The following is a 22,503-nucleotide window of genomic DNA, read 5'->3' as shown; positions in this document are numbered from 1 at the left end:
GTTGAATCATCCTTTAGAACTACTGAAATGCTTGCCATATATACATCTTAGCAGTTTTTATCCCCATTTTTTTACGAGTTGGTGAGAAATCCGGGCTATATCTGTAAGTAACTTGATTGCACTCATTATATTTTTCACGGGAACAGTTGCACTGCTTACTCCTTGCAAATAATCATTTGCCCCTGCCCAAAACACATACAAAGCATCTGAATTTGTCTTTTCATGTCTCTGGGTAAACGACTGTACTTGCTGAAGTAAGCTAGGTACATAACTATTACTAGTGCTGTCGGTGGTTGCTCCTCCGTAAGCAAAATTATTAATTTGTTTAGTGGACAGATGCAAGCGTTCGCTAAGATACTCAACCCAAACTAGACCATTCGAGTAACGCCCGTGAAAGTAAGTTGGATTAGGTGGATATATTCCTCCTGTCGCTCGGAATACCATACCTGTATCTGAAAGACTGTCCCCGAATATATATACTTCGGTAAGAGAATGAGATTTATCTAGAAATTTTGTCATTACAACCATACTCAAAATTAAAACAACAAGTCCTGTTGTTAAAAACCAGTTTTTTCTAAGCATTAAACCTTTCTGTAAACCTTAAAGGCTACAGTTTTGACTGTAAATTTTGAAACTAATTACAACTCTTGTTGATGGTTATCTTTATGACTAAAGATTAAGTTCACAATTATTACTTTTCTAGACTAACAAATGATTTTTTAAAGCCCCTAAGTGAAACCGAATACTTTATAGTGTGGATTTTGCCAATTGTCTTGGGCAAATTCCTCACTTTGGTATCACTCACCTCTGTGTATGAATGCTCTATGCGTTTGACCATTCGCTACAGTATCAAATAGCACGCTTGATAAAGAAAATCGTTGAGGCAGTACTTAGAGCAGAGACATTGGCGATCAGTGCTGATGTTCTGCTGAAGTGAAAAGCGCAAATATTTGATTATCGACAGTAGAGTTTGATATACGCTCACTCTGAAACTAATATCCTTTTCTCAATATATAGTGAAAACGTAAAGTCTATTTTAGAATATCAAGTTTCAGTCTTTTAAAAAGAATAATTATTAAAACAATATCAATAAACTACAAGACACTTTAAGACAAAATAGGTACTCTGGTCAAGTAAGTTTTCCCGTTTCTTAAAAAAGCATCACGTTGGCAGCATTTTTATATACATCAGCAACCACAAAGTATTACCATTAACTGGAGAGTTTATTGTTTAAGACGTATTATCGTTTAGCAGCAAACCAACTAATCAACTTAATAATTAAAAAAATCAGTCCAAGAGAAAAGAAATTAAAAGGAAAGACATTTGAAGTTGCAACTGCAATACATGAAGCTGTTAAAAATACAATGTTAGATATGAGAACAAATCCCGATCTGACAGTTGAATTTAAATCTTCAATAGCTTTAATTAAATCCTCATTATCATCAGGCATAAAAACACTTTTTAATTGTTAAAAAAGTACTTTACAACGAATAGAACCTTTAAACAGCAAGTATTAGGCTACTTTTTACACCGACCACTATCCCTGGACAAAGAGCCGCTAGCAGGTTTACAGCAGTTTTCTTTTGCATGAGGTACAAAGTCACTGGTTTTGAGGCAGGAGGCAGGAGGAAGAAGAATAATTTGATTTGTGAATGCTTGGTTCTGTACCTCATTCAGTGAAAGGTCTGGGTCAAATTGTCGTACCCGATCGAAAAAAAACTAGAACCGCAAAGTTTGCTAGAGAACTAGTTGCCTCATATTGCCTATCTCACGAAACCAACAAAATCATTCCGCAAATATGCAACGCCTAAATTCTTTTTTAAAACTTGAGTATTTCCCAATTATAATCGTCGGGAAAAGGTTCTATTTCCCAGACTATGCTTTCTCCTGCTTCTAAAGCAACTTCTACGTAGAGTTGTTCTACAGCCGTTGCAGCTACATCTTCGTTATTGGGAAAAGGCTGTAAATCTTCGGTAAGTAAGCGGAGTTTAAAACCACCGGGAATAACTGCACCGATCGCGGCGTTACGTAATTCAAATCGCCAAATAGTTGCATCTGGCTCACCTTGTGGTACAATCAAAAGTTCGTAAATTTGACCTGCGATCGCCAACCGACGAGAGAGAATAGTACTTGTTTGTGTGTCTTCCACACCCCGCGCCCCAGCAGCACTCAGTTGTAAATCAAAGCTTCCCCAACCAACAGCCTCAGCAACTTGAGAAACACCGCTTTGCAACCATTGGATAACTGACCACTGTTCTGGTAATCCTAAGCGTCGTTGATATAAATTTTGTCGCCAACCACCATGTTGAATTAATCCACCCCACAGTTGAAAAGGGATTTCTTGGCGGGGTGTAAGTATTTCCGGGTTTCCCAGACGGGCAATTAAATTTTCTGCCTGTTGTGATGATAAACTCGGAATCTCTTCAATAGGGCTACGGGTGGGTTCTTCTGGGCACAATTGACGCGCCATAGCTAAAACGCTGATGTCGTTGATTATATCAGTAGCATCTAGAGAATAAGTGCGATCGCTGGCATCATAACTGCCTTGAGTTTTCAGTTGTTCATGGCTACAATAACCCCAAACCCTGACATAGCCTTCGTCTGGTTCGACTTGCACAGCTAAATAATAATCACCTATCCAACTAGGAATATCCACCCATTCTTGGGGGACTCGCAATTCACTCAAATCAATTGCTTCACTAGGAACTAAGACTAATCTTGTTGTATCAAGTGTGAGTGCAATTCCATTAACCAGTTCCCAAAAACTCGGTAAAGCAGTGGTACTTGGCCAAACCTTTGTTTGTGGTGTCCAGTCTTCTTGCAACCATAGCAAGATAGCACCCAAGCAAAGTTGATTAATATAAGCTTGATAGCGAGAATTAGCATTAGAAAAAGCTTGGCTGTGTAAATCCGCTTGGTTTTGGGTAGTTGTAGGGATTTCCAAAACCATATCTGTCGGGTTAGTGAAAGTAAATACAGTAGTCATAGGGATTGGGGATTGGGGTTGGGCATTGGGCAGAAGGCATTGGGCAGGAGGCAGAAGTTTTTTAATTTTTAATTTTTAATTTTTAATTGATTTCTCCCCCACTCCCTTGTCATACACCATAGTAATTTTTCAACCATTCCTCCATTAGTATGTTTATATTCTTGAGTAGGTCTGAAGTAATGGAAATATGCAAACTATCTTTACTCCAATTAGCTAAAAAGCGTAACAAAGTTTCTTGGGCTTTTTTTAGTCGCCGTGAGACAGTATATTGCTGTATTTGTAATTGTTTGGCAATTTGGTCTTGAGTTAGTTCTTTAGCATAATAAAGTTGCAAAATTTCTTGTACTTGCGGTTCAAGTTGAGCGATCGCAGCCACTAAAACTTTGTTAATCTCAGTTTGTTGAAAGTTTCTTGTTTGTTCTTCTTCTTGGGCAAGAATTTCATTAATTAGAGATTCTTGTTGTGTTCCGGGAATATTATCAAGCCACTCCCACGAATCATCGCTCCCTCTAGGGATATTGAGAGAGTCAACGGGAAAATAACGATAGCGGCGTGCGGCTTTAGCAGCAGTTAACAGCCACTTTTCTAGGGTTTGGGAATTGACTTGCTGACCACTTTGTGAATTATAAGCTTTAGCGATCGCCTCCCAAATCTCATTGTCTGGTTGAGAAATTTGGCGAGAAGTACCTTTTTGCGTTGGGATATATATACTTTTGAAACAGTTCCAAGCGAGGACGTAATCGTTAATATCTTCTGGCAATAAACCTGCATTTTGTAAAGACTCCACCAAAAACTTTTTCGTAATTTTTCGTAATAATCCCCAATCGGTACAAATATCAATTTCACGATTTTGGCGTAAATTTTCCCGAATAGCACTGCTAAAGAGGGCGCTAGCGTAGTTTTTTAAAATAAAGCCTCGATCTGGATTAAATCCTTTGAGGACTCTATCAACTTGAGCGATCGCAATTTGAAAACAGTCTGATAGCTTGTACTGAGTACTCGCAAAACTGTTAACTGTTTTTTGGGATGCCCAATAACAGGATTCTTGCAAGTAAGCTGCCAGATGCTCTTTAGCCAGTAGCTTCGTTTCAGAGAGCAGCCAAAATTTATACCAATACAAAACCCAAAAATGTTTCGAAGTTTCTTGAGGCGTGCGGTTGAGACAACTTTGCATACTGCGACGTAGCTTTGATTCCGTCGCCCAACCACTGAAGCGATCGGCGTCAAATTGCACAAAAGTTGAAAAAATTTCAATGATGCTTTGTCGAGGATGCATAAAAAATTGTCACCCAACCTATAGAAAGACTGAAAGCGTTAAAGGACGCCTACACAAACTTTACTACAAGGTGTGAGGATTATATTTCGACTTAAATGAAATATTTTATACTTAGCCAACTGGTAATCGTGTCTACTTATCAATAAGTTACAAAAACAATTACGAATAATGGAGTGTGACTAAAATGTTGAAACGTTCTTTGAGTATTATTGCTGCTAGTAGCATCTTAACTACTGCTTTAATCAATCCTGCTTTAGCTGTACCGGCTGACTTTATTGGTACTTGGGTAAATAAAGACGCCAATACTTCTAATATTACTCGTTTAGTAATTACCTCAGGTGGTAGCAATAAATTAAATATTCAGGTGTTTGGCAAATGTCATCCTAGTGATTGTGACTGGGGAACTGCACCATTAGTTACCTATGGTATTAATGTCCAAGATACTAATCATAAATATGCAACAGCCAACTATAATAAAGGGTTTGCAAATTCCTTCCTAACCTTGGGATCTGCTCGTCAAGAATTACTGTTGCAAGGCTACACGCAGTTTTTAGATAATAGCGGCAGACAAAATTACTATTCTCGTGAATACTTTCAAAAGCAAACAAGAGTGAGATAAATAATCACTAAAAATCAGCATCAATTATTAATCTAACAACAATAGAGAAGTTTGCAAGTAAGTGAAGCAGCGCGGTCTTCTCCCAAAGGGAGAGGCTAGCGCCAAGGGGGTTCCCCCCATGAGCGACTACTGAACCCGCAGGGTGAGGTACACAAAGCAAAACTGAAAATCAGATAGAAAGAGTTTCTAGTTCTTGCCTCAAAACCCATAGCTTTGTACTTCAAAACTGCTGCAAAATGTAAAAATTATTCCAGCATTAAACCTCGCATCTGCGGGGTTTTGCTATTTGTATTTAATATTGAATTATTCTCAAAAAATAATTCTCAAAATTTTTGCCAAGACTGCATAAAAATATCAAAGCAAACCTATTGACTAAGTGAAAGGTGAAAACCATAATCTGATTTTTGAAATCCAGTCAAAACAACAAAAGCAAGAAACCAACTTAAAGGATAATCAAAATGAAAATTACAAGTTCAACTTCTACACGTTTAGCATTAGTAATGGGTTTAGCAATTGCTAGTTCAATTATTAGCACTGTAGCTAAAGCTGAATCTATCCCACAAGTAAATTCTCATAATAGCGTATCCAATAAGCCTTTTATTAGCAATGCTGTGCGTCGCGATACTCTTTATAATTTGAACCAACGACCGTTGAATAGTGTCTTAGAAACTGACGGTGGTAAAACAAAAGAATCGAGCGATAAAGGCAAAGATTCTAGCGATAAAGGTAAGGATAGTAAAGAGACTTGCGAAAGTGGTAACTGTGGTGGTGTTCTTATAGATAGAATTAATCCAGTTATTTTACCAGCAGATCAGCTAAAAATACCTGTACTACGAAATGCGCGTCCTCAAACTTTAATTAAAGTAAACAAGCCAATCTTCTAAAAAATAGAGATTGTGAAAAAACAGATTCCCAACTTCTTCAAAAAGTTGGGAATCTAAGCCTCCGATGAAAAAGATGATGGACTAAATATTATGGATTTATTAATTATTGGTTCGAGTGATGACATTTTTTGTCAAGCAGTTAACGAATTGGTTAGACAAAAAGGTTATACGAGTGAAGTTTTAGATGTTTGCAATGCTGCAAGAATGTTTTCTATCAGTGTTACTTCTGAAAAATTATCTATTACACCAGAAATCCCAGTTATTTTACGAATTCCGCCACAGATGCCGATTCGCACTAGTTTTGATGATTCTTTTATTTATGATGAGTGTCTTGCTACTTTATGGGCAGCGATGACATTATCTAAATCACCAGTAATTAATCGTCCAACTGCAAATAGTCTTTGGGGTAATTTATCATATTCTTCTAATTTGACTAAATTAAAGGCTGGTTATACTAGCAATCTAGAAGTATTCTCTTCGCAAGTTCCACCATCACCGCAAGCATTACTCGATAAACAATGGTATCTCCAAGATTTAACTACTTATAATACTGCTGCGTATCCAGAAATTCCTGAAGGGGTGGGGCCATTTCGCGCAAGTTGGGTTTCGGCGAACCTTGAATATGAAATTGTTGTTGTTTTAGAAGATAAAGCATGGCGTTGCACCAATACATCTCTAGAACATTTGCAGCTAGAAGAAAAAAGTATTTCGCTGCTGAGAAATTTAGATTTGGTATTTGGCACTGTAACTTGGAGTATTGATAGCAACTTAGAGAGTGCCAATATTGCTCGTATTAACCCTTATCCATCGCTGGAAGAAATACAGTTTGTTTGGTCAGATTTTGCTCCCGCACTTTTGGAGACTATTTTCTCATGATTTATGCAATTGGTCTTGATTCAGATCGCACTTTTTGTCATTTTGTTAACTATGCTGAATCTCGTGGTGCTGAAGTCCAAGTAATTAATTTACGCGAAGTAATTCAAAATGGAGATTGGAGGCTAGCATTACCTGATGATAATCAAAGCTGGATAAGTTGTTCTAGCCAAAAGTATCTATTAAATCCTCATGGTTCTTATTATTGTCGCTTGATTGACCTTTCAACCGTACAATCAGATGTACAAGATGCGATGCGATGGAAAAGCCTTCTTGCTGCACTTTGCTGTTGGCTAGAACATATTCCCGGTAACGTAATTAATCGTCCTGGTGCTGGCGCAAATAATTTCTCAAAACCGCTTCATGAGTTTCATCTAAAATCTTTAGGTTTTCAAGTTGCTGATAGCCTTACTAGTTCCAATCCAGAAGTTCTAGCTGAGTTTGCTAACGCTGGATTGACAATTGTTAAGACAACATCGGGTGTTCGTGCCGATAGTAGACTAGTAAAATCAGAGGAGTTTCTCGATTTCCACCCAGACGCTGGCCCAGTTCATTTGCAAAGATATATAAAGGGCGCTGATGTGCGGGCGCATGTAGTGGGTGATAGAGTTCACGCAGAATTAATAAAATGTCCACAAGTAGACTATCGCCATTTTCATGAAGAAGCTGAATATATCGAGTGGGAGTTACCAGAAGCTTTACATCAAAAAATTATTAATGCAACTGCTGCGTTGGGGTTAAAGTTTGCAGGTTGGGATTTTAAAGTTACTAACTCTCTAGAGTACTGGTGTTTAGAAGTTAATCCAATGCCAGGATACGATGGATATGATATTCGGGCAGATGGGAAAATAACCGACTCGCTATTAGCTTTGCTTACAGAAGATATTGCAGTCAATAGTATTAGTTGGTATACAGATTCGAGCAATGAAATTTTTTCAGAACAAATTGTGACATCTGAACAGTGTAATGATATTTGTTCTGTAATTCATAGTTTAAGAGAATTCTGGATAAAACGAGGTAACTCTCCAAAGTTTTTCTATACTTTAGGTACAGCTAGTTACTTAGATTTCTTAAATCAACCTAATTTTTCTAAGGATTATTATACTATAGCTCAGGAATATAATTTACTTCTAGAACTACACTTAGGTTGGCTTTATAAGTTAATTAAAGAGTATTTAGAGCAGACGCTTATCAACCCTGTAAGCTATAAACCAGATGCAGCGCTGCCCGGTTTTCATATTTGGCAAGATTCTAATCTTATCACAAAACCAAATGCTACCATACACTTCGATTTGCAATATCGAAACCTCAAATGGGATGAAAGTAAACTCGATACTATAAATACAATATCCTTTACTTTACCAATTAACCTGCCGAAAAGTGGGGGTGGGTTGAATGTTTGGGATTTCAACTATATAAATGATTATAGTCAAGCGATCGCAGGTGATGTAGAGATTCTTAAACGATTTAGAACCAAAACTTTTCATGATTACAAAGTTGGTGAAATTGTCTTGCACAGTGGACACACACTTCATCAGATTGCACCAACTACTTGTATTTATCCTGACGATGAAAGAATAACTCTGCAAGGTCATGGATTATTTTGCGATGGTCAATGGTTACTTTACTGGTAATACGACCCCCCAACCTCTGACAAGTGTTTGTATAGAAACTTTATCAGCTTGGGACTGCAATTCAGTTATTATTAATTCTGTACATCAATCTTATCTGAGTTATAAGTTTATGCTACTTTTCTTCTAAAGTACAAGTCACATATCGTTGGAATGAAGGACTTTTTGAGAAACTTTTAGCATTTTTGCAAATGTTTTACTGTTGTGAAGCGGTTATTTAACTTCTTGAATAATCATCAACAATTTGATTTTCCTAAGTTACAACAGTATCTACCTTGTTTACAACGTATTTAGGACTACTGTAATGCCGCCAATTGGGATCGCTAGTCGCTCAACTTCAGTCAAACAAACTGCAACTCCTAAGCTATGGCTAATGTTGGTGGGAGTCAATCAATATCAAGATGACGGACTACCCAGCCTGAGTTATTCAACAGTAGATTGTCAGGGTTTAGCAGAAGCATTGGTAGATGCATCTGCACAATTTACTCAAACAGAGGTAACAATACACCATGATTTTGCACCGCAACCACCATCTTTAGAAAACATCCGTGCTAGTCTCCGGCAAATTACCACTGCGGCTCAACCTATTGATACTATTCTATTTTATTTTTCTGGACATGGAATTGTAGAACCAAACACGCAGCAAGCATTTTTGTGTTTGGCAGATACTCAAAAATCCGATCTGCAAAACACAGCTTTAGCTTTACAAGAACTTTTGCTATTGTTGGGTAATAGTAAAGCGCAAAATCAGCTTGTTTGGTTAGATGCTTGTCATAGCGGCGGGATGACGCTCAGAGGTACAACAATAGAATCATTGCTGAATGCTACACCAAAAATGGTTGAAGTATTACAGCAGCGTGCTGCTAAAAGTAAAGGTTTTTATGCCTTGCTTTCCTGTGATGCTAACCAGCAATCTTGGGAGTTTCCCGAATTGGGACATGGGGTGTTTACTTATTATTTAATGAAAGGATTGCAAGGTGAGGCAGCAGATAGCCAAGGCTTAATTTATGTAGATAATTTGTATCGATACGTATATCATCAAACTCTCCAATATATAGATAAAAGTAATCAACAATTGCGGCTGATTAATCAGCAGAAAAAAACTAAAGGCGAAACTCAACTTTTTCGAGAATATCCGTTGCAAACTCCTAAACGAATTGTTGAGGGAGTTGGGGAACTAATTGTAGGGAAAAGATTAACCCAGGCAACTCTTGGAGTGCATCGCCGGATAGGAATAGTAGTAGAGGGATTATCAGTCAGCAAAACAACACTAGATATTAGCAAATTTCTCGGAAGTGCTGGAGATTTTGCCCTAGAGTATTTGCCAGCAACAAAAGTATCTGCCGATCGGATCAAAGAAGCGATCGCTCGTCATTTACAACAACCAGCATCAGAAGTTATTCTGCTTTATCTGCGGGGACGAATTGAAGAAACCGATGCAGGCGAATGGTTATTGCTGGGAGAAAATATCCGCATCAAGCGTTCTTGGTTGAAACAACAGCTACGCCTCTGTAGCGCTCAACAAATTATTATCCTCGATTGTCCTGTAGCTAATACATCCTTGCAAGATTGGGTAGAAGATTTGCAAATTGACTCCCACCAAGGACAATGTTTAATCGCCTACGCCTCACCTGCTGAGGAACCAGAACGCTTTGCCCAAAAATTTCTCGATACTTTGATGGCGGCAACCCATACAGATGGACTCTCAGCCGCCGGAGCGATCGCTCAACTACAATTATCCTTAGCAGGTAGCGGTGTGACTCTTTCCATCTGGCTATCAGGCACACAAGGTATTATAGAAATTCTCCAAGCAAAAACTTACACGAATACACCAGAAACAACCACAGGATTGGATTTGGGGGTATGCCCATACATGGGACTAAATGCTTTTTTGGAAGAAGATAGTCAGTATTTTTACGGCAGAGAAGCTTTAACTCAGCAGTTAATTCATCAACTACGCGATCGCTCTTTTCTAGCCGTCATCGGTGCTTCTGGAAGCGGCAAATCTTCAATTGTGCAAGCTGGTGTAATTCCCCAACTACGATTGGGTAAACAAATACCCAGCAGCGAACAATGGTGGATTAGAAGCATTCGTCCAGGGGCAAATCCTCTTGAAGCTTTAGCGCGACGGCTTGGGGGAGCGAGGGAGCAGGGGAGCAGAGGAGCAGGGGAGCAGGGGGAGAATTATTTTTCATCTTCCTATCTCTTTTTAGAGGGAATATTTCACCAAGGGGTGGAGGGATTTGTTTACTGGATACGCAACCAACCCCATCGAGTTGTGGTGCTAGTGGTAGATCAGTTTGAGGAACTCTTTACTCTGGCTCCAACCGCAGACAGAGAGCTATTTTTAGAATTATTGTTGGGAGCGGTGCAATATGCTGGCGATCGCTTCAAATTAATTATTACTTTACGGGCAGACTTTATTGCCTCCTGTTTAGAAGTACCAGCACTGGCGAAAGCTTTGCAGGATTTGAGCGTATTAGTTCCACCGAAGCTAAGTTTGGATGATTATCGGCGGGTGATTCTTAACCCGGCTCAACAAGTCGGATTAAAAGTAGAACCAGAACTGGTGGAAGTATTGTTGCGGGAATTAAATCACTCACCAGGAGATTTACCGTTACTGGAATTTGTTTTAGAGCAATTATGGCAACATCGAGTTGCTGGTGAGTTGACTTTACAGACTTATCAAGAGCAACTAGGCGGAATTCAAGGAGCATTAGAGCGATCGTCTCAAGCTGTTTACGAAAGTTTAGATCCCCAAATGCGGGAATGTGCTAAGTGGATTTTTTTATCTTTGACGCAACTAGGTGAGGGTACAGAAGATACTCGCAGACGGGTACATAAATCAGAGTTGATAGTCAAAAAATATCCAGCCACATTGGTAGAAAAAACCCTCAACGCCTTAACCACTGCCAAGCTAGTGGTGATGAATTTAGAAGAAGATACAAATATTGCCGAGGGTAGCAAAGGAGACAACAGAACAAGTACCCAACCAGAACAACCAAAAACTTCCTCTCTGTCCCCCTTGTCCTCGTTGTCCCCCTTGTCTCCCTTGTCCCCCTTGTCCTCTTCCCTTTCCCCCATAACAGTAGAAGTTGCCCATGAAATTCTCATCCGTCATTGGTCAACTTTACGCTGGTGGTTAGAAGAAAATCGCGATCGCTTGCGAAAACAAAGGCAAATTGAACAGGCTTCCCAATTGTGGCTGCAACGTAGTCAGCAAGCTGATTTTTTGTTGCAAGGAGTGCGACTAGCAGAGGCAGAAGATATCTATATTAAATATACCGACGAACTTTCGGCTGATGTACAACGGTTTATTGAAGCTTGTTTAGTACAAAGAAAACAACAGCAACAACAAGAGAAAAGAAGACTCAAGCAAGCCCAAAGGGCTGTAGTTGCACTCAGTGTTTTGGGATTAGCGGCAGTCTGTTTTGGCTCTTTAGCCTATTGGAAATCCCAAGCAGCTCAATTGCGAGAAATTGAAGCATTAAATGCCTCATCTCAAGCTAATCTTTTATCACATCAGCAGCTAGAAGCGTTAATTGCCAGCGTCAAAGCAGGTAAACAGCTCAAAAACACTTTTGGCGCACCAGCCGAGGTGCAAACTCAGACTCTCAATGTTTTACAACAAGTAATTTCTGGAACCCAAGAGCGCAACCGTTTGGAAGGGCATAGCGCTGAAGTATCGAGCGTGAGTTTCAGTCCTGACGGCAAAACAATTGTATCGGCCAGTAACGACAAAACGGCCATAATTTGGGGGCGGGATGGCACAAAGTTACGAACATTAACAGGGCATACTGATATAGTGCGGAGTGTCAGTTTCAGCCCAGATGGTCAAACGATCGCAACAGCTAGTTTCGATCGCACCGTGAAGTTGTGGAGAACTAGCGACGGTGGTTTAATTAGAACATTAAAAGGTCATACTGCGGAAGTTCAGAGCTTATCTTGGTCTGCCAACGGTAAGACGATCGCCACTGGTAGCGCCGATCGCACTGCTAAAATTTGGCAAGTTAGCGATGGTCATTTACTGAGAACTTTTAGCGGTTATAAAGATTTTGTTAATAGTGTCAGTTTTAGCCCTGATGGTGAAATTTTGGCGATCGCTAGTGCAGATAAGACTGTTAAACTTTGGAGGGTTAGCGATGGATTGTTGCAAAAAACCCTACTTGGGCATAGCGCCGGAGTTTCCAGTGTCGCTTTTAGCCCCGATGGTCAAATAGCTTCAGCTAGTGTTGATAAAACCGTGAGACTCTGGCGCAGAGATGGCACACTGCTGAAAATTATTGCAGCGCACAATGCAGAGATTCTCAGCGTCAACTTCAGCCATGATGGTCAAACCTTAGCTTCCACCAGCGCTGATAGCACAATCAAACTTTGGAGTTCTAAGGACGGCTCTTTACGCCAAACTTTATTAGGACATAGTATTGCAGTCTACAGCGCCAGTTTTAGCCCAGATGACCAAACCTTAGTTTCGGCTGGCGCTGATAAAACTGTTAGACTTTGGCAGCGAGACGATCCTCTATTCAAAACTCTCACAGGATCTCAAGGTCAACTCTATAGTGTGAGTTTTAGCCCCGATGGGCAAACTCTAGCCACCGCAGGCCAAGACACTACGATCGAGCTTTGGCGAACTCGTGACGGAACTTTGCGTCAAACTCTAGAAGGTCATAGTACTTCAGTTTATGGACACAGCGATGAAATCTACGGTTTAGCCTTCAGCCCTGACGGCGAGACATTAGCCTCAGCGAGTCAAGACCATTACATTAAACTTTGGCGGACTCGTGACGGCTATATGATTAAAACCCTCCAAGGTCATCGCAGCAATGTCAATAGTCTCAGCTTTAGCCCTAATAGTCAAATTCTGGCAAGCGCCAGTGGTGATATGACCATTAAACTTTGGAACATTCAGCAAAAAGCTTTAATTAAAACTCTCCAAGGACATACGGCTGAAGTTTTGAGCGTTGGTTTCAGCCCTGATGGCCAATTTCTCGCCTCATCTGGTAGAGATAACAAAGTTTTGCTATGGAGAGTTAAGGATGGCAAGTTACTGTATAATCTTCCAGGACATACTAACGCTGTTAATGCCATCAGTTTTAGTCCTGATAGTCAAGTACTCGCCTCGGCTAGTGCTGATAAAACTATCAAACTCTGGCAAGTCAGCAATGGAACTTTACTACAAACTCTTACGGGACATACTGATGGCGTCTACAGCGTCAGCTTTAGTCCTGATGGCAAGATGATAGCCTCAGCGAGCGGTGATGGAAGCGTTAAACTTTGGAACCGTGATGGCAGAGAACTCAAAACTCTCCCAGGTCATACTGATGCAGTATTGAGCGTCAGTTTTAGCCCTGATGGGAAATTTTTAGCTTCTGCCAGTTTTGATGGTACAGCTAAACTTTGGCGTCTTCTGAGCACAGAACTGCAAACCCAAGATTTAGACAATCTAGTGATTCGCAGTTGTCATTTGCTAAAGGATTACCTCAAAACTAACCCGAATATTAGCGACCAAGAACGGGGTTCGCTATGTTCAAATTATTGATCCTACCTTGTTGTAAACCTGTACCCAGTTGCAACAATGTATCTCTGCGAGGAGGTCTGGGCCCTGGGCCTTTTACCGGTGAGTTCCCACCGGTTGGCCCCGGTGATTGGCCATCTCCAGGGTTCCTGAGTTGATTCTCAATTACTGGAGTTTGAAACTCCCCTTTTACCACAACTTGTTGTAAATTACCAACTTTAGGTGTAATAACTTGTACAGGATTTGCCAAAGTAGGTAAGGCAGTGAATAATATCGTTGGTAATGCGATCGCTAAACCCAAAATTTGCTTTTGCATATCAAGCCTTTTTCCTTTTAATATATACTTTCAGCTGAACTACTAGGGAGCCTGTACCTCTGTAGATACTTAGCTACAAAGGCAAGCAACAGTATTCCAGATTTTGGGTTTAAAACCCTTCACTGACTTAATAGATCCAGTTGAGTGTTTTTATGCAGTTTTTTGAGTAGTGTTTCCAGAACTTATGTGCATTAAATAATTGAAGCGATCGCCGCCAAACAATTATGGCGAAATCGTCCCAATCTCCCTATGCGCATTTGGGTTGCACCGCGCGTTCCCCATTAATGAAGATGGAGATAATAATCGGGGGGGTATGGACACAGAGGCAGAACTCAGTGATTCTTGGTGGGAGCGAGTTAAATATTACGCTCGGCTGGCGATTGAGCGGGTTGAATACGGGGTTGATGCAGTAAAGGAATATTCTTGGGGAGGGGAAGTTTTGGCTTTAGACAAAACTGGGATAGGGTGACGCGGATAGTGATGGTAAGTGTGTGGACTTAATATCAGGTGATTATAGTGCTTTCACGTTAAGTTGACACCAATGACAGATGTGCTACCCCATTATTTCAACTTAAATTCATCAAACTTCAATACTTCCGAATCAGGCTTGCGAGTATCAAAACGATAACTACTTATCGTACCCGTTCCAGTATCAAAGATACTAAAAACCGTAATATCATTACTCGCAATATAAGGCATTGGCTTTCCATCTTCACCCAGCAAGGGGGCAATTGTTGGCACTATCGGTTCTAACCCATTGGGATCGCCAAGCTTAACATAATGTTCTTGATATCCAATTGGTACTTCTCGCTTTCTGTCACCCCAAGCAGCGCCGTAACTATTACCTACATTAGATGTTTCCAGAAAATGCATTCCATTGGAACTAACAAAGCGGTTCCACAAATGGGAATGCCCATAAAATACCAATTGCACATTAGCTGCTTCAAGTATTGGGACAACATCACGGATAATATAATCTGCGTCTTTGGGATACTCGTAACGCACTGCTTTGATATTGCCGCTATCCCGTTCAATTATCTGTACTGGTTCTGTATAAGCAGGAACTATATTATCACCCAAAGTATGGGGTGGGTGATGGAACATCACAACTTTGTATTTTGCTTGTTGAAACTCAGGGCTGTTAAGTTCCGACTCTAGCCAATTATATTGCTTGCTGCCTTTAGCAATTGGCTCATAAATAACTTGTCCATAACCCCAATTTTCAGGATTATTTAAATCCTTTTCAGCTTCTCGATATCTACCTTTAAACTTTCCATCTAATTTGGGAGTTCGCCACATATTCGTAGCGTACAGTACCACCAAACGCGTATCACCAAAACTAACTGCATAATACCTTTTTCCACCCTCTTTACTTTTTGGTAAAGAGAAAATCTCTTCGTAGGTATTAGTATTAAAAGAATTATCGATTAAAGATTTATCTGGGTAGATTTTTTGAGCAACTACACGGGGAATTGTATCATCAAATTCATCATTTAAACTTCCCTTCCTGGCAAAGCGCCCCATCACCTCATGATTGCCAATGCAAGTAAACATGGGTGCATGTTGAATTATTTGTCCACCAGTGTAGATTGTCTTTACACCGTCGTGTGACATTTCATATTTAGCACGACCTTGTAAACCAGGAAACAATGCACCGCCACCATTATCATCAAACCATTCTGAGGCGCGATCGCTAACATTGACCAAATCACCGGCAAACCACACGCCATCAACTCGCCCCACTGTTTCTACCACCTTTTGCAGATTTGCCGGTGTCATCGGCTTTAATTGATGATCTGAGGTCAGTAGAATTTTTAGTGGTGTATCTGATTTGGGAGTAGCTGCAAGGCTGAAAACATCACTGTCAACCCTTTTGCCGTCTTCTTGCACACTCGTGACACGATAGTTAACCCGCACACCAGGAGTTAACCCAGTTACCTCAGCCTCATGTCGCCAAATGTCCCGCTGGACGGGTTTTTGATAAACTTGTCCGTCTTGGGTTTGGTTTGCAACTCTTGATTGTTGGTCTTCACGTGTGCGACTGAGTTTGGTAGTACTTGCCCTAACAGTTTGTTTGAGATTTTCCCCGTAGGTTACTGTGTGATTAACACCAGCAAATTCAGTAAACCAAACTACTTGCACTGAAGTTGCAGTTGGCAATTGCAAAAATGGGTCGGTGAGCAGTTGGGGTGCTGATGTCATAATTGTTTGCCCAAAGGAACGCACACCTACCAGAGTAAAGCATATAACAAGCACAAGCATAGCTACTGAGGAAATTTTTCGGCGGCTTTTGTGTCTGAGCATGAGTAACACACCAAATTTTAGGGTATTCACCGACTGAACGCATTTTATTATAAGAAATGTATGGAAAATCCCGAACAATTACTCCAGCAGCTACCAGATTTATTAAACCCTCAGCAGCAAGTAAACCAAACAGGGCAATTAGTTGCTAAATTTAATATCAGTGTGAGTAATCAAAAGTGGAAATACAAAATTTTTCACAACTACTAATTTTTGGCTCTTTTATCGGATTAGTTGGTTGGACTATTACTAATGAAATTGGCAGAACTCAACTTCAAGTTAAAAGCTATGAAGATTGGTTGCTAGATGTTATGGGGCTAATGATTCAAGGAATTTTTATTCCCTTACTACAAGCTACTTTAGTTTATTGGCTTTATCAACATTTATTACCGAGTCAGCAAGGAGATTTAAAATTATCATTAATTCCGACTTTTCTGATCGGTTTTGTTGTAGTTGATTATTTATATTATTGGAATCATCGTTTATTACATACAAAATTTTTGTGGAACGTTCATCAAGTTCATCATACTGTTACTCAGATGGATGTATTAGGAACTTCTCGCAACACACTTTGGACAAGTTTGTTAATTATTTATTTATGGATACACACTTTATTTTTGTATCTTTTAGCCGATCCTACAGGTTATGTAGTTGGAGTCAGTCTAACTTCTGCCTTAGATTTATGGCGACATAGCCGCTTGATAATTCCTGAAAATAGCTGGTTTTATCAATTTTTTTCTTCTTGGTTAATCTTGCCGCAGGATCATGCTTGGCATCATTGCCGTGAAATCCACAATTATAACTATGGGGCTAATCTGAAAATTTGGGATAAATTACATGGGACATATTATGAAAGCAAAAAAATGCCATCTATAATCGGAATTTCTAGCTCATTAAACTTGTTCCAAAAACTTTTATTCCCATTTTCATGACTGTTATAAGTAAAATTCTGTTGTTTTTTCCCGCCTTTGTATTATTGCTAACTGGGGCAGCAATAGTCTACCTCGCCTATTCACCCAACATCTTCAGCATTATGGGGGTGTTCCTTTCTATTTATGGGCTACCAGTGCTAGTTTACCGCTTGCATGAATGGGTTTATCCTGTGCGGGAAGGTATTAGTTATCTACAAAATAAAGAATATAATTCCTGGTGGGGTAGTCATCAAATCCAAGTAATTTTTATTGCAATTCCAGTGTTGGAAGCAGTGCTGCGGTTGATTCCAGGGGTGTTTTCTTGTTGGTTGCGATTATGGGGTGCTAAAGTAGGGCGAGATGTTTACTGGACACCAGGTTTAGAAATTGCCGATCGCAGTTTATTAGAAATTGGCGATCGCGTCGTTATCGGGCATCGTGTCGGTATCTATTCTCACGTCATTAAACCCCGCAAGCAAAATTTAATGTTATATGTCAAAAAAGTCAAGATTGGCAGCAATGTTTTTGTGGGAGCCGGATCTAATCTTGCTGCTGGTGTAGTCATTGCTGATGGTTCTTATGTACCAGCAGTCAGTAACCTTTATCCTAATCAAAAGGTGCAATAATGCGTCCAATTATTCAGCTTTTTGGGCAAATCCTTGCGCCAACTGCGAGGCGATTCGATCGAGCTTTGGATAACCCAGAGTTAACGCAGACATCTGTACAGAAGGAAATTTGCGATCGCCTAATCAAAAGTGAGTATGGTAAAACTTTGGGGATTCATTCTGTAGACGATTGGCAGCGTGTACCAATTGTAGATTATGATACACTCGAACCCTACTTAAATCAAAAAACTCAACAAATTTCCCTTACACCAGAACCTATTTTGTTCTATGAAAAAACCTCTGGTAGTAGTGGAACAGTAAAATGGATTCCTTATACTCAATCTTTGCGGCGATCGTTTAATCAGATGTTTTGTGTATGGGCACACGATCTGATTGTACATGGCCCGAGATTTTCTACAGGCAAACTTTATGCTTGTATATCGCCGCAATTAAATGTAGCTAATAGCCAAACTTTACAAGACGATTTAGATTACTTAGATGGCTGGTTACGTTGGTTTTTGCGTCCTTGGTTGGTGATGCCAAATAAACTTAATCGGCTGAATGATGCGAACTTGTTTAAACATCAACTGGCTTTGGCATTATTAGAGGCTGAAAGGCTAGAAATTATCTCTATTTGGAGTCCTAGTTTTCTGCAAGTACATTTAAAATATATTCAAGAAAATCAGGATTTATTGCGAGGAGAATTACACAACCGGATTTCACATCATCGGTTGCAACACCTGTGCGAAAGCAATATTCCCTGGATGCAACTCTGGCCAAATTTGAAGCTGATTTCTTGCTGGGATAGCGCCAATGCCGCAGACCAAGCGCAAGGATTAAGATTAAAATTTCCAGGCGTATTAATTCAAGGTAAAGGACTACTAGCAACGGAAGCACCAATGACGATTCCGTTGATTGTCGCTGGGGGATGTGTGCCGGTTCTCGATGAAGTATTTTTCGAGTTTGAGGACGATGCTGGTTCGCTGTATGGTTTACATGAACTCAACATTGGCAAGGAATACACGATTATTTTATCTCAAAAAGGGGGTTTGTATCGTTATCGAATTGGCGATCGCATTCGGGTAACTCATTACTATCGCCACACTCCCTGTTTAGAGTTTCTCGGACGACATCAAGCCGTTAGCGATTTAGTGGGCGAAAAGTTGCAAGAAACCTTTGTTAATAATGCTCTTATTAAGTTGAACTTGCAAGAAACTAATTTTAAAAGTTTGATGCCGATTGCCGATCCTCCGCACTATATTCTATTATTAGATTCGGCAAAAGAAACCCCAGAAATTATCGCTCAACAACTCGATCTGGCTCTATCAGAATCGTATCATTACAACAGAGCGCGAGCCATCGATCAACTCGCACCACCACAAGTTTTAATATCTAGTCAAATTCCTGAAATATTAGTTTCCCATCGTATCCGCACTGGAAGTATTTGGGGAGGTATTAAGCATCCAATTCTGGCAACATCACCCATTAGCACTGAACTTTTACAAGAATTGCAGGTGAAAGTTGTCCAAAAATAGCTCAATACGGTTTGGTTAAGGTTTTTTGATGAAAATTCTAGATCGCAAATATGCGACAAATCGCCGTCAAGACGAAAAACTGATTATTGTAGAGACGGCGATTCATCGCGTCTCTCGCCTTAATGTGTTCATTTTTAATTTTTAATTTTTAATTCCGCCTTTTTGATTAAATATTTAACGTGATTCTAATTTAGCAACTCGCTCCTCTAATTTATTGACTTGTTGCTTCAATTCAATCACCAAAGTTGCAAGCCGATCGAACATCGGATCTTGCTGTGATAAGTTTCTTCTAGAACCAGTTGACTGTCGTGGGGTAAGTGTTGTTCTTGAAGATGGAGACTGCCGAGTTTTACCTAGCTGAGACTCTAACTGATTTAACCGCGACTCAACACGATTCAAATCCGCTTCCAGATTATAGATGCGGGACTCTACTTGCTGCGATGAGGCAGTTTGAGAAAGAAAACTGCCCCAGATAATTGTTACTAAAATCCCGGCGATTACTAGCACCTTGATTTTTTTCATACCAATAGCTGACTTGTTAGAACAGTCTATCTAACCAGATTTGCTTGAAATAATTTACAGACTAAAAATCTGTAGATATTTCATCTCTTATCTGGTTGTAAGTTAGAAAATAAACTCTGCAAATCGATATTGACAGTATTTTCTCCCTGTTTAACCTCAAATGTGACGTTAGACGCTTTTCCTATTTTTAGCGCTTGTACGCAAAGTTCTGCCACATCCTCACGGCTGATTTTGCCTCTAATATTGTCACCTTGCTCAAATATTAATTCCTTACCACCTGTGTCTTCAGTTAAGGCACAAGGTCTAATAATTGTATAAGGAATTCCGCTTTCTCTTAAACTATCTTCTCCCTTCAATTTCCAAGTTAGAATTCCTCCCAATTGATCGTTTAATTTCACTGCTGGCGGTTCTTCATCTAAATTAATGCCAGGGCGGCCGGGACGAGTGACACCTGCTGAACTGACGAGGATAAATTGTGGTAAAGTTGTCTCGCCATAAGCTTTAATTGATTCCAACTGGAAAGCAAAACCACCTGGAGAAAATTTAGGATTTAAAGCACCATCATGTTCAAATTTGCTTAACATCAGTTGGAATGAGCAAATTCTACTTTGCTCAAGTGGCGGCGCATCTTTAACAACTTTTGCTCGAAATACGGGAATCAAATCGGCAAAGGGAATCTGAATATCTATCCAGGTATTAGCTACGGTATCGAAAGAATAGCTGTAGCCAATACCATCCCATGTTGTATCTGTCCGCAGAAAGATTTTATAACGCTGACCGTCACCTTTGACGCGCAATTTCACTCCTTCATAACCAGATAAGTTAAAGGGTGGATCAAAATTCTTCGTTCTGACAGAAGCAAATCCGCCAGAGTTAGCGGTGGATACATTACCCGCAAATAAAGCTGTATTTTCTACTAATTGGATATTACTGGCACTCACGCCACCCATGACAACATCATCCAGCGCTCCCCAGTTATCCTTTAATTCTGCTGATGGCTTGGTGAAATCAAATATTAGTTTTTCGTTTGCTTGGGGTAAATATTTTGCCGCAGCTTGGACTAAGTTTTTGACTCCTTGATATTCTACATTTTCGGGAGTGTCGCCCACAATTTCTGGTTGGTAAAATTTAACACCTTGATAATATTTGGCTCTATCTGCTGTATCTCCCTCTACTGGTTGTACGCGCACTGCTGTACAACAAATTACAGCTTGGATATCAGACAGAACTAAAGGAGTTAAAGTTTCTGGTTGCGTGATATCCGCAACTACTAAATCGATATCATTACCAAGAATTGACCGCGCTTTGTCGATATCTCGAACTAGGGCGCGAACTTTATAACCTTGTTGGAGCGATCGCTGCACTACTCGTTTACCGACACCACCTGTTGCACCTGCTACTAATATTACACCCACGTTTCTTCCTCCATTGGGTCTATATTGATTATCCTTAGGACGACCTTGGATTAATTGCTGTACCCAGTTAAGGAAAGGAATTACCTCAAAGTAAGTCAGGGTTTCGATAAACCTGCCTAAGTCCCATTGAGAACGATTTTTGTCAGTCATATTTGCGTCCTCATAACTTTATTTACTCTAACAATTTTAGAGGGAGTGGCGAGTCAATACTTTTTGGGTTTTGGGGGAAAGGGGAAAGGGAAAGGGTTTGATATTTACCTTTACCCGCAAACCCATTAACCTTTACCCAGACCAAAAGAGAGATTGTTGGATTTATCCGAAAAGTATTGAGTGGCGAGTAGTGTAGTTCAATTACTTGAAAAACGCTGTCATTTTTTCAGAGCGCAAGAGTATGATCAGCAATATCTAGAGAAGCATGGACGCGCTTCTTACAGAATAGGCTAATCTTTCATTGGATTGAGGGAATATATAAGCGCTCAGTTAGAATATTTGTACTTCATAAACATTACAAAAGATTTTGTTAACCTCTTTCGTAATTGAGATAGTCTAAACTTGGACTTGAGGGATGGTGGTAAGTCTTGAAAGTTAACGGATACAAAACCTCTTTGAATGTAAAAATTCACCAATTGATGTTTTAAGCATTTTAAATAAAGCGGTTGACTAGCTTGAGTAATTAAATGCTGCATTAGAACAGTCCCTAAACCACAGTTCCGCCAAGCAGGTGCAACAAATAAACTACCTAGTTCTTGTGCTAAGTGAAAGTTTCGGATCTGCCCGAAGGCTACTAAATGCCCATCACATTCAATGACCCAAAATTGCTGCCATCTGAGTTGACTGGGATCTAGCTTTGCTTTAAACACAAAAAATACTATTAACCACATATCAAAAGGCTTGGCCTTACGAAGAACATACTCAGGTGGCAACGAGACATTAGACTGTATCATCTATCCAGCAATAATTAGACAATCCCAATTTACCTTGACTGGTTGAAATTTTTTGAGCAAAACAGGGTGTGGGCTGTAGGGGAAAGACGAAATGGTAAGCTGAGATTGTAGTTATCTCCAACAACAGGCATCAATTAGTATCGCTACCAGAGCAGTAAAGCAGGCAAAAT

18 protein-coding genes are annotated in these 22,503 nt (G+C 39.9%); 10 read left to right on the top strand and 8 right to left on the bottom strand.

What is annotated here, in order from left to right; translation table 11 throughout:
• Positions 1–57: 57 nt before the first annotated feature.
• Positions 58–519, bottom strand: coding sequence for an SGNH/GDSL hydrolase family protein (locus V7K45_RS09865; protein WP_335002806.1), 462 nt, complete (start codon positions 517–519; stop codon positions 58–60).
• A gap of 707 nt (positions 520–1,226) precedes the next feature.
• On the opposite strand from V7K45_RS09865, the gene V7K45_RS09860 reads away from it, so the two are divergent.
• On the top strand, positions 1,227–1,472 hold the full coding sequence (locus tag V7K45_RS09860; protein ID WP_335002803.1) for a hypothetical protein: 246 nt from the start codon (positions 1,227–1,229) through the stop codon (positions 1,470–1,472).
• 347 nt (positions 1,473–1,819) lie between these two features.
• Here the strand turns inward: V7K45_RS09860 and V7K45_RS09855 are convergent, their stop codons facing one another.
• Together V7K45_RS09855 and V7K45_RS09850 are read right to left on the bottom strand one after the other, a co-directional pair.
• On the bottom strand, positions 1,820–2,986 hold the full coding sequence (locus V7K45_RS09855) for a DUF1822 family protein (RefSeq protein WP_335002801.1): 1,167 nt from the start codon (positions 2,984–2,986) through the stop codon (positions 1,820–1,822).
• 109 nt (positions 2,987–3,095) lie between these two features.
• Complete coding sequence (locus V7K45_RS09850; protein WP_335002799.1) at positions 3,096–4,262, bottom strand: sigma-70 family RNA polymerase sigma factor; 1,167 nt, start codon at positions 4,260–4,262, stop codon at positions 3,096–3,098.
• Positions 4,263–4,446: 184 nt separating this feature from the next.
• Here V7K45_RS09850 and V7K45_RS09845 point away from each other — a divergent pair, with 184 nt between their 5' ends.
• From V7K45_RS09845 to V7K45_RS09825, 5 genes are all read left to right on the top strand, one after another.
• Entirely contained in the window at positions 4,447–4,881 is a 435-nt protein-coding gene (locus V7K45_RS09845) for a hypothetical protein (RefSeq protein ID WP_335002797.1), read from the top strand.
• Between the two features lie 458 nt (positions 4,882–5,339).
• A complete protein-coding gene (locus tag V7K45_RS09840; RefSeq protein WP_335002795.1) occupies positions 5,340–5,765 on the top strand; it encodes a hypothetical protein in 426 nt (141 codons plus the stop codon).
• A gap of 90 nt (positions 5,766–5,855) precedes the next feature.
• Entirely contained in the window at positions 5,856–6,641 is a 786-nt protein-coding gene (locus tag V7K45_RS09835) for a hypothetical protein (RefSeq protein WP_335002792.1), read from the top strand.
• Positions 6,638–8,272 carry an ATP-grasp domain-containing protein gene (locus V7K45_RS09830; protein ID WP_335002790.1) on the top strand — a complete coding sequence of 545 codons (1,635 nt, stop codon included), beginning with the start codon at positions 6,638–6,640 and terminating at the stop codon, positions 8,270–8,272. Before V7K45_RS09835 ends, V7K45_RS09830 begins: the two co-directional genes overlap by 4 nt.
• 301 nt (positions 8,273–8,573) lie before the next feature.
• The gene (locus V7K45_RS09825; RefSeq protein WP_335002788.1) at positions 8,574–13,808 is read left to right on the top strand and encodes an nSTAND1 domain-containing NTPase; all 5,235 of its coding nucleotides are present in this window, start codon (positions 8,574–8,576) and stop codon (positions 13,806–13,808) included.
• Here the strand turns inward: V7K45_RS09825 and V7K45_RS09820 are convergent.
• Positions 13,768–14,100: a hypothetical protein gene (locus V7K45_RS09820; RefSeq protein ID WP_335002786.1), complete on the bottom strand. Its 333-nt coding sequence runs from the start codon at positions 14,098–14,100 to the stop codon at positions 13,768–13,770. The genes V7K45_RS09825 and V7K45_RS09820 overlap by 41 nt on opposite strands.
• Positions 14,101–14,413: 313 nt before the next feature.
• Between V7K45_RS09820 and V7K45_RS09815 the strand changes: the two genes are divergently transcribed.
• Positions 14,414–14,569, top strand: coding sequence for a hypothetical protein (locus V7K45_RS09815; protein ID WP_335002784.1), 156 nt, complete (start codon positions 14,414–14,416; stop codon positions 14,567–14,569).
• A 92-nt stretch (positions 14,570–14,661) separates the two neighbouring features.
• On the opposite strand, the gene V7K45_RS09810 is transcribed toward V7K45_RS09815, so the two are convergent.
• A complete protein-coding gene (locus V7K45_RS09810) occupies positions 14,662–16,302 on the bottom strand; it encodes a metallophosphoesterase (protein WP_442941976.1) in 1,641 nt (546 codons plus the stop codon).
• A gap of 278 nt (positions 16,303–16,580) precedes the next feature.
• Here V7K45_RS09810 and V7K45_RS09805 point away from each other — a divergent pair, with 278 nt between their 5' ends.
• Genes V7K45_RS09805 through V7K45_RS09795 form a run of 3 tightly spaced genes read left to right on the top strand, consistent with a single transcriptional unit; the run spans position 16,581 to position 19,452 of the window.
• Positions 16,581–17,333 carry a sterol desaturase family protein gene (locus tag V7K45_RS09805; RefSeq protein WP_335002780.1) on the top strand — a complete coding sequence of 251 codons (753 nt, stop codon included), beginning with the start codon at positions 16,581–16,583 and terminating at the stop codon, positions 17,331–17,333.
• Positions 17,330–17,938, top strand: coding sequence for a DapH/DapD/GlmU-related protein (locus V7K45_RS09800; RefSeq protein ID WP_335002777.1), 609 nt, complete (start codon positions 17,330–17,332; stop codon positions 17,936–17,938). The genes V7K45_RS09805 and V7K45_RS09800 overlap by 4 nt, the downstream gene beginning before the upstream one ends.
• Positions 17,938–19,452 (top strand): GH3 family domain-containing protein, encoded by a 1,515-nt coding sequence (locus V7K45_RS09795; RefSeq protein ID WP_335002775.1) that lies wholly within the window; start codon positions 17,938–17,940, stop codon positions 19,450–19,452. The genes V7K45_RS09800 and V7K45_RS09795 overlap by 1 nt, the downstream gene beginning before the upstream one ends.
• A gap of 174 nt (positions 19,453–19,626) precedes the next feature.
• Here the strand turns inward: V7K45_RS09795 and V7K45_RS09790 are convergent, their stop codons facing one another.
• From V7K45_RS09790 to V7K45_RS09780, 3 genes are all read right to left on the bottom strand, one after another.
• Positions 19,627–19,974 (bottom strand): hypothetical protein, encoded by a 348-nt coding sequence (locus V7K45_RS09790; protein ID WP_335002773.1) that lies wholly within the window; start codon positions 19,972–19,974, stop codon positions 19,627–19,629.
• An 80-nt stretch (positions 19,975–20,054) separates the two neighbouring features.
• A complete protein-coding gene (locus V7K45_RS09785; RefSeq protein ID WP_335002771.1) occupies positions 20,055–21,539 on the bottom strand; it encodes a CIA30 family protein in 1,485 nt (494 codons plus the stop codon).
• A gap of 326 nt (positions 21,540–21,865) precedes the next feature.
• On the bottom strand, positions 21,866–22,333 hold the full coding sequence (locus tag V7K45_RS09780) for a GNAT family N-acetyltransferase (protein ID WP_335002768.1): 468 nt from the start codon (positions 22,331–22,333) through the stop codon (positions 21,866–21,868).
• Positions 22,334–22,503: the final 170 nt, after the last annotated feature.

Origin of the sequence: Nostoc sp., from assembly GCF_036917375.1 — a bacterium.
Classification (GTDB): domain Bacteria; phylum Cyanobacteriota; class Cyanobacteriia; order Cyanobacteriales; family Nostocaceae; genus Nostoc.
Note: the sequence above shows the minus strand (reverse complement) of the source record. Positions and strands in the feature narration are given on the sequence as shown.

Excerpts from the sequence above, each read along its gene's own strand:
- V7K45_RS09865 (WP_335002806.1), bottom strand. The coding sequence starts at position 519 with ATGACAAAATTTCTAGATAAATCTCATTCTCTTACCGAAGTATATATA.
- V7K45_RS09790 (WP_335002773.1), bottom strand. The coding sequence starts at position 19,974 with ATGAAAAAAATCAAGGTGCTAGTAATCGCCGGGATTTTAGTAACAATT.
- V7K45_RS09815 (WP_335002784.1), top strand. The coding sequence starts at position 14,414 with ATGGACACAGAGGCAGAACTCAGTGATTCTTGGTGGGAGCGAGTTAAA.
- V7K45_RS09840 (WP_335002795.1), top strand. The coding sequence starts at position 5,340 with ATGAAAATTACAAGTTCAACTTCTACACGTTTAGCATTAGTAATGGGT.
- V7K45_RS09810 (WP_442941976.1), bottom strand. The coding sequence starts at position 16,302 with ATGACATCAGCACCCCAACTGCTCACCGACCCATTTTTGCAATTGCCA.
- V7K45_RS09850 (WP_335002799.1), bottom strand. The coding sequence starts at position 4,262 with ATGCATCCTCGACAAAGCATCATTGAAATTTTTTCAACTTTTGTGCAA.
- V7K45_RS09795 (WP_335002775.1), top strand. The coding sequence starts at position 17,938 with ATGCGTCCAATTATTCAGCTTTTTGGGCAAATCCTTGCGCCAACTGCG.
- V7K45_RS09825 (WP_335002788.1), top strand. The coding sequence starts at position 8,574 with ATGCCGCCAATTGGGATCGCTAGTCGCTCAACTTCAGTCAAACAAACT.
- V7K45_RS09830 (WP_335002790.1), top strand. The coding sequence starts at position 6,638 with ATGATTTATGCAATTGGTCTTGATTCAGATCGCACTTTTTGTCATTTT.
- V7K45_RS09820 (WP_335002786.1), bottom strand. The coding sequence starts at position 14,100 with ATGCAAAAGCAAATTTTGGGTTTAGCGATCGCATTACCAACGATATTA.
- V7K45_RS09835 (WP_335002792.1), top strand. The coding sequence starts at position 5,856 with ATGGATTTATTAATTATTGGTTCGAGTGATGACATTTTTTGTCAAGCA.
- V7K45_RS09780 (WP_335002768.1), bottom strand. The coding sequence starts at position 22,333 with ATGATACAGTCTAATGTCTCGTTGCCACCTGAGTATGTTCTTCGTAAG.
- V7K45_RS09785 (WP_335002771.1), bottom strand. The coding sequence starts at position 21,539 with ATGACTGACAAAAATCGTTCTCAATGGGACTTAGGCAGGTTTATCGAA.
- V7K45_RS09845 (WP_335002797.1), top strand. The coding sequence starts at position 4,447 with ATGTTGAAACGTTCTTTGAGTATTATTGCTGCTAGTAGCATCTTAACT.
- V7K45_RS09800 (WP_335002777.1), top strand. The coding sequence starts at position 17,330 with ATGACTGTTATAAGTAAAATTCTGTTGTTTTTTCCCGCCTTTGTATTA.
- V7K45_RS09855 (WP_335002801.1), bottom strand. The coding sequence starts at position 2,986 with ATGACTACTGTATTTACTTTCACTAACCCGACAGATATGGTTTTGGAA.